12 protein-coding genes are annotated in these 16109 nt (G+C 42.3%); 5 read left to right on the top strand and 7 right to left on the bottom strand.

Translation table 11 applies throughout. The annotated features are described in order from the left end of the window. Window positions 1–162 precede the first annotated feature (162 nt). Entirely contained in the window at window positions 163–1269 is a 1107-nt protein-coding gene (locus SRRS_RS23865; RefSeq protein ID WP_371363910.1) for an amidohydrolase, read from the bottom strand. A 235-nt stretch (window positions 1270–1504) separates the two neighbouring features. Between SRRS_RS23865 and SRRS_RS23870 the strand changes: the two genes are divergently transcribed. Both SRRS_RS23870 and SRRS_RS23875 read left to right on the top strand, forming a co-directional pair. Next, window positions 1505–2173 (top strand): nucleoside recognition domain-containing protein, encoded by a 669-nt coding sequence (locus tag SRRS_RS23870; protein ID WP_371363911.1) that lies wholly within the window; start codon window positions 1505–1507, stop codon window positions 2171–2173. Continuing rightward, the gene (locus SRRS_RS23875; RefSeq protein WP_371363912.1) at window positions 2166–2639 is read left to right on the top strand and encodes a YjiG family protein; all 474 of its coding nucleotides are present in this window, start codon (window positions 2166–2168) and stop codon (window positions 2637–2639) included. Before SRRS_RS23870 ends, SRRS_RS23875 begins: the two co-directional genes overlap by 8 nt. 102 nt (window positions 2640–2741) lie before the next feature. Here the strand turns inward: SRRS_RS23875 and SRRS_RS23880 are convergent, their stop codons facing one another. Together SRRS_RS23880 and SRRS_RS23885 are read right to left on the bottom strand one after the other, a co-directional pair. Then, window positions 2742–3875, bottom strand: a complete 1134-nt coding sequence (locus SRRS_RS23880; RefSeq protein WP_371369922.1) for an MFS transporter — start codon at window positions 3873–3875, stop codon at window positions 2742–2744. Window positions 3876–3967: 92 nt separating this feature from the next. Next, window positions 3968–4999, bottom strand: coding sequence for an ROK family protein (locus SRRS_RS23885; protein ID WP_371363914.1), 1032 nt, complete (start codon window positions 4997–4999; stop codon window positions 3968–3970). 319 nt (window positions 5000–5318) lie between these two features. Here SRRS_RS23885 and SRRS_RS23890 point away from each other — a divergent pair, with 319 nt between their 5' ends. From SRRS_RS23890 to SRRS_RS23900, 3 genes are all read left to right on the top strand, one after another. Beyond that, on the top strand, window positions 5319–6980 hold the full coding sequence (locus SRRS_RS23890) for an ATP-binding protein (RefSeq protein ID WP_371363915.1): 1662 nt from the start codon (window positions 5319–5321) through the stop codon (window positions 6978–6980). Between the two features lie 248 nt (window positions 6981–7228). Further along, window positions 7229–8398: a GNAT family N-acyltransferase gene (locus SRRS_RS23895; protein WP_371363916.1), complete on the top strand. Its 1170-nt coding sequence runs from the start codon at window positions 7229–7231 to the stop codon at window positions 8396–8398. Further along, window positions 8388–10127, top strand: coding sequence for a radical SAM protein (locus SRRS_RS23900; protein ID WP_371363917.1), 1740 nt, complete (start codon window positions 8388–8390; stop codon window positions 10125–10127). Before SRRS_RS23895 ends, SRRS_RS23900 begins: the two co-directional genes overlap by 11 nt. Window positions 10128–10334: 207 nt before the next feature. Here SRRS_RS23900 and SRRS_RS23905 read toward each other — a convergent pair whose 3' ends face one another. The 4 genes from SRRS_RS23905 to SRRS_RS23920 form a co-directional block, all read right to left on the bottom strand. Beyond that, on the bottom strand, window positions 10335–10775 hold the full coding sequence (locus SRRS_RS23905; RefSeq protein WP_371363918.1) for a chemotaxis protein CheW: 441 nt from the start codon (window positions 10773–10775) through the stop codon (window positions 10335–10337). Window positions 10776–10811: 36 nt separating this feature from the next. Further along, the gene (locus tag SRRS_RS23910) at window positions 10812–12527 is read right to left on the bottom strand and encodes a methyl-accepting chemotaxis protein (protein WP_371363919.1); all 1716 of its coding nucleotides are present in this window, start codon (window positions 12525–12527) and stop codon (window positions 10812–10814) included. A 103-nt stretch (window positions 12528–12630) separates the two neighbouring features. Continuing rightward, the gene (locus SRRS_RS23915; RefSeq protein ID WP_371363920.1) at window positions 12631–13527 is read right to left on the bottom strand and encodes an HD-GYP domain-containing protein; all 897 of its coding nucleotides are present in this window, start codon (window positions 13525–13527) and stop codon (window positions 12631–12633) included. Between the two features lie 297 nt (window positions 13528–13824). Then, entirely contained in the window at window positions 13825–16020 is a 2196-nt protein-coding gene (locus tag SRRS_RS23920; RefSeq protein WP_371363921.1) for a PAS domain S-box protein, read from the bottom strand. Window positions 16021–16109 lie beyond the last annotated feature (89 nt).

The raw sequence follows: 16109 nt of genomic DNA on the forward strand, positions 1-16109 counted from the left end.
TAATTATAACCAATATTACATAACCCAGCGCCTAAAATCAAACAGAACCCCTACTCATTTTAGCGATAAACTGATAGGAGTTCTGTTGATTTAACCAATTATACAATTGCCCGTACACGTTTTTCTAATAAAAAACCAAAGGCTCTGCCGCGAGTACCAGCCTCATCCTTGTAGTATCTTTTTGGCTGCATATAAGAATATCTCTTTTCCCTTTTCGAGTGAGTCTTTGTTAAATTTCATATCGGGATGATGAAGCCCAGGCATTAAATCACAGCCCAAACCAAAATAGCCGGCTTTGATTGATGGTTTTTCTTTACTATAGAAATGGAAGTCTTCGCCACCTGCCGTTTTAACCGGCGCATGCAATCCTCCCGCGCCATATGCTGCCGTAATGGCTTCTGCTAGTAAGTCTACCATCTCATCCGAATACTCTGCAGCAGGAATCCCTTGATAATTAGTGACCTCCACGGTAGCTCCGACAGTGGCAGCTCCCGCTTCAATGGCTGCTTTTGCTTTTTCAATTAATTTCTCCATGGTGCTGTTCAGCTCAGACCGTACGTCCCAGATCACGCTTGCTTCCGCAGGAATGGCATTCGTTACGCCTGAGTCGCACGTAAACCTGGTTGCTTTAATACTATACGACTCATTCGGATTTAAGTGGATGGCATTGACAGCAGTAATCGCAGCGACGGCGGCATCGATCACATTGACTCCCAAATGGGGTCGTGCACCATGCGCCGGAACCCCATGAAACAAACCTTTCAGTCTTTGGGATGCAGCGTGATAAAGGGCAGGAGTTGATTGCTTTATTGTTAGTTCTTCAATAGGACGTAAATGGGCACCCAAAATTATGTCCACATCAGCAATAGCCCCGGCCTTAATCATGGCAGGAGCACCGGTTCCCAACTCTTCTGCCGGCTGAAAAATTATTTTCAGTTTTCCTTTTTGTACAGAACCTGTTTTAATCAGTTCCTCAGCCGCGGAAAGTACCATCGCAGAATGAGCATCATGTCCACAAGTATGCATAGCACACAAGTTTCCATCAATCATATGGCCCAAAGCATCTATGTCCGCTCTCAACGCTAATGTTGGGCCGTCTATTCCACTGTCATACACACCAATGACTCCGGTGGTATCTCCAACGCGTTCTGTGACAGTAAAGCCGGCTTTTTGAAGTTCCCCGGCCAAAAAAGCCGCTGTTTTATGTTCCTCAAAACCAAGCTCTGGTATGGTATGTAAAAAGTCGTACAATTCTATAACTCTTGACATAATATCGCCTCCTATTTGCATTGTATCGGATATAAGCATATTATTCAAGGCTAAAATGCATTATGTCCTTTTCACAGATACATTTATAGCAAAATTTCCGTTTTTGTTTTCTTTATTGATACAGCTTCAACTATTCATTGACATATTTTTTATTACTATGTATACTCCTTATGTAATAGTACAAATAAACAAGTTATGTATATAGTACTAATTTTTTTATTGGGAGGGGTTACTAATGGCAGAAGAAAAAAAAGAGCCATCTTGCAACAAGTGGAAAGTCAGCACAGGGGCATATGTAGCTTTGCTTGCTGCAATTTTATTTTTTTCAGGACTCTTTATGAAAGTCGATGGCATGAAATGGTTAAGTGCTTTTGACTTCACTACTCTGGGTGGCACATTCGGTACCATGAAAGAACCGGCCAAAAATACTTTTTTAGGTGCAGGCGGAGTCAGTGCAAAAGCGGGATTCTTATTCGCTTTATCCTTAGTTCCGACCGTTATGCTGGCATTAGGCGTCTTAGAAATTTTTACCCACTATGGGGCTATCCGGGCGGCTCACAAACTACTTACACCTTTACTCAAACCACTATTAGGGCTTCCAGGACTTACAGGATTGGCATTAATCACAGACTTGCAGAGTACAGATGCCGGTGCGGCACTGACCAAGGAATTATATGATGAAAATCAAATTACCAAAAAAGATCTGGTAGTAATGGGTGCTTGGCAATATTCCGGTGCTGGTCTTATCAATAATTTCTTTGCTATCGGCTCGGCCTTATTTGCTTTTTTGACAGTACCGGTTATCCTTCCGTTATTGCTGATGTTTGTGCTGAAATTCGTGGGCGCGATATTTGTACGTTTTGTATTAAACACCGTATATAAGGAGGATTTCTGCAATGAGTAATAATGAAAAAACAACTACGCCCAGCAATCCTTTTGACATTTTTGTAATCGGTGCACGCAAAGGCTTTCAAATTGCCGTCAACAATTTAATGCCGAATGTACTTATGGCTTACGTTGTCGCAGAAATTTTAAATATCATTGGTGCCATGGAATTTGTCGGCCGTTTATTCGGACCTTTAATGGGTATATTCGGTCTTCCCGGTGAAGCCGTCACAGTATTGCTTACAGCCTGGCTTTCATCCTCGGCCGGAACAGGCATCGCAGTCAGCCTGCTGAATAAAGGAATTTTGAACAGTACTCATGCTACCATACTGATTCCCGCCATTTTCCTGATGGGTGCTCAACTGCAATATATGGGGCGTCTGCTAGGAGTAGCGGATGTTCCTAAAAAATACTGGCCTTTACTAATGGTGGCAAGTATTCTTAATTCTTGTATTGCCATGATAATCATGAGACTATTTGCGTAATCACGCAGTACCTTTGGCGACAACGAAAGCTGCTGTTGCCTTATTCATAGAACATAAAAACTAGCCTCAACCCGCACTCTCCAAGGGCTGAGGCTAGTTTTTTTATGATTCAGCTGCAATATGAGAACTGGCTGCCACAACCAGCAGCATTACGGTTACAACCAATAAAGCAAGAGAGAGACTCATTGCCTGAGCAATAAAACCGATAAACGCCGGTCCCGCCAAAATACCTGCATATCCAAGGGTAGTAACGGTTGACACTGCCAAGTTTGTCGGCATGACTTTCTGTCTGCCCAGCACAGAAAACAGTACCGGCACAATGTTGGAAGCGCTCAGGCCGAGCAGCCAGAAACCAAAAAGTGATGCTATCCAGTTAGGAATGAATATGGCAATGACAAGCCCTAACGCCGAGCCTATTCCCCCATAAAGAAGTATCTTCTTGCCGCCAAATTTAGAAACAATACGATCACCAGTTAATCTGCCGATCACCATCGCAACTGAGAATAAAGAATAGCCAAGCCCTGCATAAGAAAACTCAACCCCGCGCAGCGAAGTCAAGAATACAGCGCTCCAATCCAGCATTGCCCCTTCCGCCAGAAAAACCATGAAGCATAATATCCCTATAAGCAGGATAATTCCTTTAGGAAAAACAAACAATGGGCCATTCTTTTCTTCACTCCCATAGGGCAGCAAGTACCTGCCAAAAATCAACAACAGCACTACAATCATTGCTGCGACACATAACACTGCCGCTAGTGGTGATACACCTGCCCAAAGAAGCCCGCTAGCACTACCTGCCCCAACAAAACCGCCAACACTCCACAGTCCATGAAATCCGGACATCATTGCTCTGCCACTGGCTTTCTCAACAATTACGGCCTGGATATTGACCACCACATCAACCATACCAATTGCAGCACCAAAGCTCAGCAATGCAATCACGATTGCCGGAACACTTGCAGCTACGGCAAGAAGCGGCAAAGAGACACAGATAAGTAAACTGGCAATCCAAATCATTAAACGGCAGCCAAAGCGTGCTGCAAGCACACCGGCGAAAGGCATCATTATAATAGCTCCAGCACCCAGGCACAGCAAAAGCAGACCCAGTTCCCCCGCATCAACACCAAGACGATCCTTGGCATAAGGAACAAGCGGCGCCCATGCGGATATCCCAAATCCGGCAATAAAGAAAGCTACCCGTGTGGAAATTTTTCCCGAAGACCCGGTACTGGATATTTAGAAGTTGGATCGTCATCTAATCGTAATTTCGACCCGTTTTTGTTCACACTTATTTCATCCATTGTAACCTCTCATTACGTCAGAATTTCTTACAGCTTTTTTTCTATCAGTTGAATATCACAGGCCAGGCTTTCTAATGTAATCGCAATCAAGCCATTGATATAATCCGCCTGCATATTCTCTTCAACAATAAGCTGGGGCATATGTTCCTTAGGTATAATCGCTTCACAGGCATTTAAAACACCCTCCATCATAGCAGATCGGATTGCCCCCCCTGTTACTACGATTGTCGCCGGATTAATAACAGCAATGATAGAGGCAATTGTTTTCACTATTAGCCTGAAGAAAGCCTCTGGATTTTGGGTTCGCCGGATTTGCTCTTCACGTGAATAATCCAAAGGCAAATAGGACACTTCACCCGCAAAGTTTGTATTCCCCCGGATAATGCGTCCGTTGACAATGATACCCGCTCCGGAGCAGTTATCCTGTGGAAATATTACAACCGCAACCGTTTTATCTTCCTCATAGTACTGCTTTTGGTAGAAACCGTAGGCAGTTAAGTTCATATCATTCTCAACTGTAATTTGCAGATTATATTTGTCTTTTAACCAGGCAGCCAACGGAATATTTATCAACTCTTCAATATCACCGGCTCCAATTACACCTTTATGTATAATCCCTGGTATACCGATACCAACAGCTTTGATATTTTCGTACCTGCCAATCAGGTTTTCGATTAGGTTATCTATGGCTTCATAGTTAATGCGTTCTACTGTCGACGATTTTTCCTCAATTATCTCACCAGTTAAATTGACAACAGCATAAACCGTTCTATTGATTCCGCCTTCATTACTTACATAAATACAAACAATATAAGAATAATTTGCGTTATACATAAAACGTCGTGCCGGACGTCCGCCGCTCGACTGCTCTAAATCAGCTTCTAGCACCTCGCCACGTTCTAACAGATCATTTAAAATGTTGCCGCAAGTTGCTACACTTAACCCTGTTGCATTGGCTATCGTTGATTTAGTCCCAACATTTGAAGCCTTCAAAGCAGCCTTAACAAGTTCAACATTGACCTGCTTCACTCTCATCGTATTATTTACTATGGGAATCATATCTTACCCCCTCAGTATTTAATAATACTTATTATAAGTATTATTAAAAGCAGTATCAATATTACCTGTCATTTTAATTTTTGTCAATAGTTTCACCATGTCCGGCACACTCCTTTATGCACTAACAGCCAAGTGACTAAATAGGACCCGCATGACCTCTGTGAGTACTATTGAACGGATTATTCAAAATAATATTAATATATTTCCATAAATTAGAAGGATATTTTAACACACGGTAAGAAAAACATACTATTTATGTTTTCCAGTTTGCACCAGTCTTGTCAGACATTAAAACGAGCATGTAGTAGAGGATGATAGTATGGATTATTTTATTGTATCTATAGCCAGTTCGATAATAGGGACAGCGTTAATGATACTGATTTATACTTATCTATATATCGTTTATCGTGAACGCTATTTTGGCTTTTGGATTTTAAGCTGGTTACTCCTTTTTCTGCGGAATATTCTTTTCGATTCCGGTATGCTTGATTGGACGCAATCGTTGGTATGGTTTAGCTGTTTTCAAATCATAACATTTGGTATTCTTTTAATATTTGTACAAGGTACCTATCTATTCGTCGGCAAACCGGTAAATAGACGATGGCAATATGCGGCAACAAGCTTCTTTTTTCTGGGTTGTATGTTTGCAATAATGCATTTGCCTTTAGGGTATCGTCTCTTACCTTGCACCGTTTTTGGCGGAATTACGGGCATATGGCTAGGTATAACCTTCATGCGCCATTTGCAGCTAAAAAGTATAAGTAAATTTTTACTTGGCTATGGCTTTATATTCTGGGGCATCCATTTCCTAGACCTGCCCTTCTTAATTAACGAGACATGGCTTTTGCCCTGGGGATATTTAATTGAAAGCTTGCTAAGACTTTTTGTTGCCATTGCCACTTTGTTAGTATATTTTGAAAAAACAAGATCAGATCTGATGGATAAAGAAGCTCTTTATCGATTATTAGCAGAAAATGCTGTCGATAGCATTTACCGTTACCGTCTTATGCCAACGCCAAAACTGGAATACATAAGCCCATCCATTTATGCTTGTACCGGTTATACGCCTGAAGAATTCTATGTGGATGCAAATCTTTTGTTTAGCTTGATCCATCCCGAAGATTTCACGACGTTTTACCAGTTCTTCAATAATCCGGCCTTCGTGGACTACGTCCCTCATTCATTTCGTTTAACCCGCAAAGACAAAAATACGATATGGGTTGAACAGACCTGTGTTCCTATTTATGACAACGATGGCAACCTTCTGGCCTTAGAAGGTATTATTCGCGACATCACCTCCCGAAAAAGTCTGGAACAAATTGCCTTACGAGCGGATCGGTTAAATACGGTAGGAGAGATGGCTGCCAGTGTCGCTCATGAAATACGAAACCCTATGACAACGGTACGAGGCTACTTGCAGTTTTTAGTAAGCAAAGAGGAATTTTCTCTCTATCGGGACCGGTTTGAGTTGATGATTCAGGAGCTTGACAGAACGAATTCGATTATTAAGGAATATCTTTGCATGGCAAAGGAAAAACGGACTGACCTCAAAAAATGCTGCCTGAACCGCATTATCAAATCATTGCTGCCGCTTATTCAAGCCGAGGCCATTGCATCCGCGACAGACGTAGCCCATGAACTTTCTGAAATACCCGAACTACAATTAGATGAAAATGAAATTCGGCAGCTACTGCTGAATTTGGTCCGTAACGGTTTAGAGGCAATGCCCACAGGCGGCAGCCTAACTATACGCACGTTCATGGACAAAGGCAAGGTCATTCTATCAGTGAACGATAAAGGACATGGCATCCCTGATCACATATTGAATAATTTGGGTAAACCCTTTTTAACAACTAAGGACACCGGAACTGGTTTAGGATTACCAATGTGTTATCGAATTGCCCAGCGGCATCAGGCTGATATTCAAGTCAAAACAAGCAATCAGGGCACAACGTTTTTCATTCGCTTCAGTATTGCTTAATTAATGAAAAAGACAGCCCTAATCCTATACGGTTAGATAATTGCTCCCCCCCTTTTCTTTATTTTTAAGAAAAGGGGGGTTTTTTTGCCATTCATACACCAAAACAATTCATAATATTCCCAATTTCTACATTTTTTTTATAGGAATCAGGTACCACTTTCACGTATCTCTCGTCAGAGGGAGGTGCGTATTATGAAGACCTAGTTTATGTACTGCCACCAGCAAAGAAATTAAAGGAGTGAAAAACAATGAACAACAATTTACAAGCAACGGAAAATTACAGCGAAGAGGTGCAAAAAAATCTTAAAGTGGGGATAGCAACAACTGCTGCAGAAAAGAAAGAAATCTATGCTTTTCGCTATCAAGTCTATGTGGAAGAAATGTCACGAAAGTTGGAGTCAACGGAAAATGAAGAGGAATTGCTCTATGATGAAATGGATGATTGGAGCTATCTAGTCTACGTCAAAGCCGGATTACAAATCGTCGGTACCGCCAGGGTTAACATCGGAGAGATTGAAAAGTTTCCTCCAGACTTAATCGACCAACTCTCCTTAGATAGGTTTCAGAAGTTTTATGAAAGAAAGGAAGATCGTAAATTTGCTCTTAGCACAAAGGTTGTTGTGGCGCCAGAATACCGTAATTCCCAAGTATTATATCTAGTCATAGCAAAAGCATATGAACTATATTGCGAGCATCGGGTGCAATTTAGCTTTGGGGGTTGTAACATGTATTTGCTCCGGTTATATGAAGAGGTAGGGCTCCGGCGTTTTGGCAGGAATTTTACAGATCCAGGATACGGATTAATTACGCCGATCGTTTGGCTTGTCGATGATATCGAGTATATGAAAAAACTGCACTCCCCGTTCTATCGTCTAGCGCGCAAAAGACAAGGAGTAAACAAACAAGTTGTTGACTGGTTTTTTAATGAATTTCCCGAAGCCACCAATGTAATAAACAGTCGATTAATCACAGAAGAAGAGTTATGGAGCGCCCTATCTGCTCGTTTAGGCAACTCTCCGGAAAAAGTTATGCCTATACTACAAGGACTGTCTGAAACGGAAGCAATGAAATTTTTACGCGAATGCAGCCTGGTTGCCCAGTGCCATGCGGGTGATTGTATTACAACCAGCGGTGACCCCAGCAACGAGCTTAACATTTTGCTTTCGGGAAAATTGCAAATAGCCAATGCTGGTCCAGGTGCAAATGGATTTTATCCTGGTCAGCACTTTGGAGCAATCGGTCTAGTCGACCCGGCCATTAATACCCAGGATATTATTGCGACTACTATGACAGACATACTGGTGCTGTCGCGAATTTGTTTTACAAAATTCCGTCACCGCTACCCGGCTATTGCCAATCAGGTACTAGATAATCTGTCTCACATGACGAATGTACGGAGGGATAATAATGCGAAGTAAACTTGATATATTGCTTGTTAACAGTATGGCTCCGCGTCAACGCATCGCCTCAGATGCAGCGCTGGAAAATAGTCTGGCGACCCTGCGCACATATTTGGAAGACAAGGAATTCCTGGTAGAAATTATTGACGAACAGAGGATTTCAGCGACAGAAGCAGGTGTGCCTAAGTGGTGCTTGCAACTTTTGCAACTTATAGTCCGGCTGCAGATGAAAGCCTATCGTAAAGCGAGGTATTTCTGGCTTGTCCTCATGTTGATTGGCTGGCCCATCCAAGCTCTGTCAATGCATTATCGAAACCAATATTTAAGCTGCAAAATTGACGACATCATCCAAACCCTCCGTGATAACAATATCCATCTATTAGGAATCAAGGTTTGGTACGGTGATTCCTTTAAATGGAGCAAACTGCTTGCAGCCAAAGTTAAGGCAGCCTGCCCCGAAGTGATTATCATCGCGGGCGGTCCACAGGTAAAAGTATATGGGGAACACATCTTCCATGAATCTGATTTTGATGTGGCGATCATGGGTCCCGGTGAGGAAATCCTGGAAAAAATGATTGTTTTAGACCGGCAGGTCAGCAGTAAAAGCGAATTTCTACACAGGTTTCATGCGGAAATTGACCCGTCAAGATTGGTCCAATCGGGAATTTTCCAGTGCATGGACGGCGTAGACGCAGATCAGGAACATAGATACCAGCCTACTATTATCCCCAGATATAGGGCAGTAGATTTAGAAGACAAGCTGCTATTCCATACCTTAGTAGACGGGTTTGGCTGCACCTGGAATAAATGCAACTTTTGTTCTCATACCAGGCAGGCCTTCTACCAACCACGCCCGGTACAAGAAATAGTAAAAGAATTCGAATTGATGAGCCGGCAGGGTATTGGCTTTTTTCGATTCAGCAGTTCAGAGACGCCTGTCGAACATGGCAAGAATATCGCCCAGGCGATTCTAGAGAAAGGACTTACAGTAAATTACTCGATGTTCATCCGGGCGGTTAAAGTGACCCCTGAAGTTTACGACGCCTATTGTCTGCTAATACAATCCGGACTGCGAGCCGTGTTTATGGGAGGTGAAACCGGTCATGATCTAATCAATGAAAAGGTCATGAATAAAGGGATTCATAAGAAAGAGCTTGTGGACACCATCACCTGCATAAGGCTTGCCGCCACAGCCGTAGGCAAAAGCTGCCGGATTGGGTTGTCCCTAATCTACCCCACCCCAGTTGTTGACGGTGTTACTTTGCAGGACGTTTTTGAAGAGAATATGCGTTTGATTCAAGAAACACTGCCGGACACGGTAATTGTCAACCCACCGGCGGTCTTTCCTAAAACTAGCTGGATGAATAACGCAAACGCATTTGGCTTTTCTATCACTCCGGATTTTGTCTACAATATGATGCAATACGAATACTCAACTTATAAGCCGGTCGAGTTATGGGGTAATCTGGGCTTTTCCTTACAGGGCAAAACCACGCCTGAAATTATAAAAGAAACAGGTAGGTTAAGAACCGCAATTGCGGCCCTGGGCATTCCAACAGATATTTCCGATGAATGCCTGATGATGACAGAAGCAATCGGCTACACCACTAAAGCCGATTTGCTGCAATTCAAAAGTGAATCCTTACAGGACATCATGTCTGGAAGTAATCGATACATGAGAGAGGTAATTGAAAAAATCAACACGCAAGGCCGGCACATGGCAAATAGTAAACTCAATGCACGCTAAACAACGATTCATCCATACGATAGCTTCTCACGCTGCACAAGATACAAATTAGTAAGCAGTAGCTTTGGCACCATCAGAAGCTGCTGTTGCCCTATCATGGAACATAAAAGATCCTTAACCCGCGCTTAGCGTAGGTTAAGGATCTTTTGCATATTAGATAGGTGAGGTAATCCGTTCCGGTGTGTATAAAATTTTTATTGAGAATTGTTACCCGGCCGCTTTCATGGCTAACATTTCTTCGGTAAAAAGATTACTCAAATCCAATATAATCAGCAATCTCTTATCCACTTTACCGATGGCCTTGATAAACACATTCGACTGCGCTAAATCATTTGCGGCTTCTACTTCAGTCTCCTCCAGCCGTATTACTTCAGTAACCTCATCAACCACAAGCCCTACTTCCCGGCCTGCCACTTCGATAATAAGAGCTTGTTTTGCCACGCCTTTTTCAGTTGGTAAGGCAAACTTTCCTGACAGATCAACAACTGATATCACTTTACCCCGAAGATTAATAATTCCTTCCATATATTCAGGCGTGGTAGGTATTTTAGTAGCGCCGTTATAGCGGATGATTTCTTTGACCTGAGATATGGGTATTGCATACTCTGCCGTTGCCAACTGAAAAACAACTAATTGTTCGGATGACACAATATCACCATCCTTTCCTCTAAATACTAATAAATACTAAATCCTGAACTGGCTGACGGCTGTCTGGAGATCCTGAGCCAGCTTAGCAAGGCTCTGACTGGAAGATGCGATTTCCTCCATGGATGCGGATTGTTCTTCCGTGGCTGCCGACACCGTCTGAGCTTCTCCAAGCGCCATTTTGCTTTGCTTATCAATTTCTTTCATCGACGTTACAATGTGTTGGCTGCCACCAGCCATCTGCTGCATCGCGGCAGAAATCTCTTTTACTTGCTCTGATACCTGCGTGACCAACATTTTAATTTCTTTAAACGCCTGGCCTGCCATAGTAACAACATCTGTCCCGACCTTGACTTCCCGGGTACCTTCATTCATAGCGACAACGGCTTTATCTGTATCTCCTTGAATTTCGCTAATCAGCGTGGCAATTTGTTTTGCCGCATCTTGGGATTGTTCGGCCAACTTACGCACTTCTTCCGCAACAACAGCAAAGCCTCTTCCCTGTTCGCCCGCCCTGGCGGCCTCAATAGCGGCATTAAGCGCCAATAAGTTTGTCTGTCCGGCAATTCCGGATATCGTATCGACAATCTGACCGATTTCTTTCGACCTCTCGCCTAATTTAGCAACGACTTGCGCGGAATTGTTGACAGTCTGTTCAATATAAGCCATTTGGCTGACTGCCTTCTCCACCGACTTATCGCCTTCGTTTGCCTTTTCAGCAGCCTGAGATGAATTGCCGGCTACCTGATTGGCACTAGCGGCCGCTTGCTGAATACCGGCTGACATTTGCTCAACCACGGCAGATGTTTCATCTACTGCCTTTGATTGCTTTTCTGCGCCTTGTGCCACATCGTTAATGGATCCGGCTACTTGTGTTACAGCCTGAGCCGACTGTTCGGCCCCGGCTGTCAATTCTTCCGAAGAAGCTGCCACCTGTTCGGCCGATTCATGTACCTGTTTTAGAATAATACGGATACTTCCGCTCATGTTTGCCAAAGCATCACCTAATTGACCAACCTCATCTTTTCCTATCACGCTCCGGGGCTTATCACGAAAATCGCCGGCAGCCAATTCTTTACAAATGGTTACCATCGCTTGCAGTGGACTTGTTATTATCTTGGCAATGAATACCCCAATTGCGCCTAATATAACAAACATGATTATCGTAAACCCTATTGTAATCTGTTTACTCTTCTCGAATGCTGCAGCATTCTCTTTATTCATTTGATCTGCGATTGTGGTGTAATGATGGGAAAGTTCTCTCATATCGGTAACATATGCAGTGCTCAAAGGTGCTCCCTTCGTGACGTATAGTGCATAGGCTTCCGCATTTTTATTTTGCATCGCTAACTCACTAATCGCTCTTCGAACGGCAAGATAACTTTGCTGCGATGTTTTTACCTTATCCAGCAGCCCTGCTGTTTTATCATCCAACGGCAATTTCTCTACCTCTGCAAAATTCTTGCCGATTAGTTCCGAACGCTCCTGAATCCCCTGGGACAATTCCTGATTCCTCTTCACATCAGTGGTTAACATCAATTCCAATACACAACTGTTAATGTAATGTACGGCTGCAAGATTGCTCGTAATCAGATCATTAGGCACAAAGCGTTCCCGATACATGACCGTCGCCTGCTTATTGATCTGTTGTAGATAATAATACCCAATACCGCCCACAATAGCTAATGATAGGAATGCAACCAGAAGTAAGACACCTAATTTCATACGTACTTTCATATCGTTAAAAAAACTCATCCTATTTCCCCCTTTTACTGTTTTCCCATATTTTATAGTTTGCTGTGTTAACCGCTTAGCTACCGAATGATTGCTGCAGATACTGCGCTCAGTGTTTTATCTGTTATCGGGCAAAACCGGAGTTAGTTGTCAAATAATCCCGTGTGTTAGCCAAAAAGGTTATACATATGCCGGTATCCAGTTTATCGTGCATATCGCCTGCTATAGTCTTCATGACAGAGACAGGCGACTTTTTTCTTCGATATACCCTTTCGCTTGTCATGGCATCATATATATCAGCAATAGCGATAATTCTAGCGAAAACAGATATTTTATCCTTAGATAATCCAAAAGGATAACCACTGCCGTCAAGTCTCTCATGGTGTTGTAAGATGCTACAATTTACCGCGTCTGAAGTTACCTTAAGTCTTTTTAGTAAGTCATAGCCATAGCATGAATGTTGTTTCACAACGCACATTTCTTTTACCGTAAGTTTTCCCGGTTTGTTAAGTATCTCCAAAGGAATGCCTATTTTGCCAATATCGTGCAAGAGGCCTGCTAAAATAAGGTCTTTCAGTTTCTCTCCAGTGTATCCTAACCATCTTCCGATTAAGCCGGAAATACTTGCCACGTCGATTGCGTGTCTGAAGGTATAATGATTATGAGCTCGCAACTGGGACAAATAATCCACAACTCCCAGCACGTCCATCATGAGTTCTCTATAAGTTCCCGCCAGTTCCCTGAATTCGGCGAGGGGAATTTTTCCAAAAATCGGTTCTTCTTCAAAAGCTGCAGCAACCAATTCAACAGTCTCCCTGTCGGTAAGGAAACAAGGCAGCATTGAAGGATCGAAATTTGCGGGTAAAACTACATTAACTCTTGCAATGCCCCATTGCGCAAGCCTTTTTATATCTCTAATCGTAAGAATCATACCTTGTTCCAAAAAAATTTGTCCTGTAGGCGCCATAATTGGTTGCGCAATTTGCATACCAGGTATAAGGAATTTCGTTTCAAGCCTCACCAACAAGTACCTCCCGGAAATAAACTGCATGAAAAGCACTGCTATACAAAACTTCATCTATTTCAGCAACACCAGTTTGGGCAAACCCAGGGGTATAAACCCAAAGTCTGCCTACTATCATGACAAAATTCGGGGATATTTCATCTTTTTCGATAAGTATGTATATATTATAAATATTGGTATAATCGATTTCATTAGTATAATTCCAAACAGAAAAGGGATAATTTTGTGATTCCTCACAATAACTATCCCTTTCACTACAAAAAAAACATTTTATATACATAACTAGTTATTAGTTCAGAATTTTCCTTGCATGAATTTTCGTATTTTTTGTAGTTTAATGGCTACTGCTAAATTTATTCTTTGGTTCGCATCATCAAGAGTATAGCCTAAAATTGTCTCAATCTTATTCTTGCGCCATAAAACCGTATTATGATGAACTTGAAGTTCTATGGCTACAGTCTTCAAATTAGGATAGGTAAGTATTGCACCTAACGTTGCGAATAAATCTCCCCCCTTATTTTTTTCATACTCAATAATCCCACCAAGAATTCGATTCACAAAATCATCAATATCCATATTTTCCATAACAAACGGCAATACCTGGTATATTCCACTGTCGCTGTAGCAACAAACAGCCGAACCCTCTTTATCCAAAGTCAAAAGCAGTGCGGCGTAAGCTTTGTAATACAATTGACTCAAATTCAAAGTGCCACTTCCGGTAGTGGCAACACCGATTTTTACCATAATCTCAGGAAAATGCTTCTCCAAATTTTCCTTCAACGCGTTAGCCCCGCACCGCTCATCATACTCATCCCTCGATACCCCTATGCGAGGTTGCATTAACATCCCAATACCATGATGGGTATACCAATTCCAGATATACCCCTCTTCAACCAGCCATTCCATAATATCTTCCTTAGAAAATGGTACGTCTTCTATCGCCATACTTTTAGGAGAAACCGTGAGCAAATAACATGTCACCGGCTTTATAACATCAATACCGTAGTTACCCAATCGTCGATTTTGTTCTTCTACACTCCCCCTTCCTGTCAATATATCATTAAAATCCGCACTCCGCCGATAGTTTTCCTGTATGAATTTTACGCGTCTTTCCAAATCGCAATGCTTAGTGATATCTATCGTTATGCCCACAACTCCGTTAATATTTCCGTCTAAATCAATCAAAGGGGTACAAATCATACTTATGATCATATTTTTATACTGAGTTTCAATTTTGGATGATTTACCTTGTAAAGAACGTTTCACTGTCTTTATAATATCCGGGTATTCTTTGCATAGCTTGAATATGGATATTCCAACGCTATGTCCTGGTTTGCGGGCCATTTTTTTCAACATTTGACCTTCATACAACGTAAATACGCCATTTTTGTTCAACTGCCAAATAACCGCGTCTACATTTTGTAAAACATTATTCAGATGATGCCAGCCTTCCTCGGCCTTCCTTCTAGCCACGACAACTTTCTTATTTTTTCTCTGCAATACCTCTTCGGCTTTTTTTCGCGCGGTGATATCTCTAGCCGTTCCATAGACAATACCGGTTATCTCGTCAATGAGAGTTGTCCATTCGAACCATCGATAGTTTCCCTGCTTACACCGGTATCTATTGCAAAAACCATTGATTACTTGTCCTCTTAAAACGCCGGTGAATGCATCTTTTGTGCTCGTTATATCGTCGGGATGGACAAAATAGAGGAATGGCTGTCCCGTTATTTCTTCTGTCGAATATCCTAAAGTCAACGCAAAGGCTTTGTTTACCCTGATAAAACTGCCTTGCATATCAACAAAGCATAGTAAATCCCGGTTCAATAAAAAAAAGCGTTCCATTTCCTCGGTCTTACGCATCCGGGCATGCTCGGCCTGCCGACGAACCTCAATCTCTTGTTCCTTTTCGCGCATGGTCTGGATCAGTTTTTGCTTGACCGCTACTACTTCCTCCTGTACAGCCACAAGCTTTCGATTAAGAGCATACATTGTTTCCGTTAGCTCTGCCGTCCCGGCTTCCAATTGTTCATTGGCGCGCCGTAAAACCTGCTCATCCCATTCACGCCCGGAAAGATCCCGCAGTATACAAACAGTGCACTCCTTGTCCACTGTTTTTACAGAAAATACTGAAAGTTCAACCGCAATTTCAACTTGATCTTTTCGTATCGCCTGCAGTTCAATCTTATGATTAATCTCACCAACTTCTCCTGTTGATTGAAAAACTCGAAATACTTGTTTATATTGATCTTTATGATGCTTTGGTGCAATTAATTCACACAACTCCGTTCCTAAAGCTTCCTCGGCTGTATATATCAATATACGAGTTGCGGCTTCATTCCAGAAAACGATTTTCCCGGTATTATCAATAATGATAAAAGCATCCCGCAAGGAAGATACAACTATTTCATCCCTATTGAAGCAACTACTATTTCCTTTCCCAGAAGCACCCCTGCCCTGTCCCGGGCTACAATCAAATAACTTTTCCAACTCTTTTCCCCCTCGTCATATTGACATGTAATGAATGATTTTACCACCAGCTTTTCTAGCCCTTGCAGGGCATGGCACATTCCTTTTGC

It is taken from the genome of Sporomusa rhizae, from assembly GCF_041428845.1.
In the GTDB taxonomy this organism is placed as follows: domain Bacteria; phylum Bacillota; class Negativicutes; order Sporomusales; family Sporomusaceae; genus Sporomusa; species Sporomusa rhizae.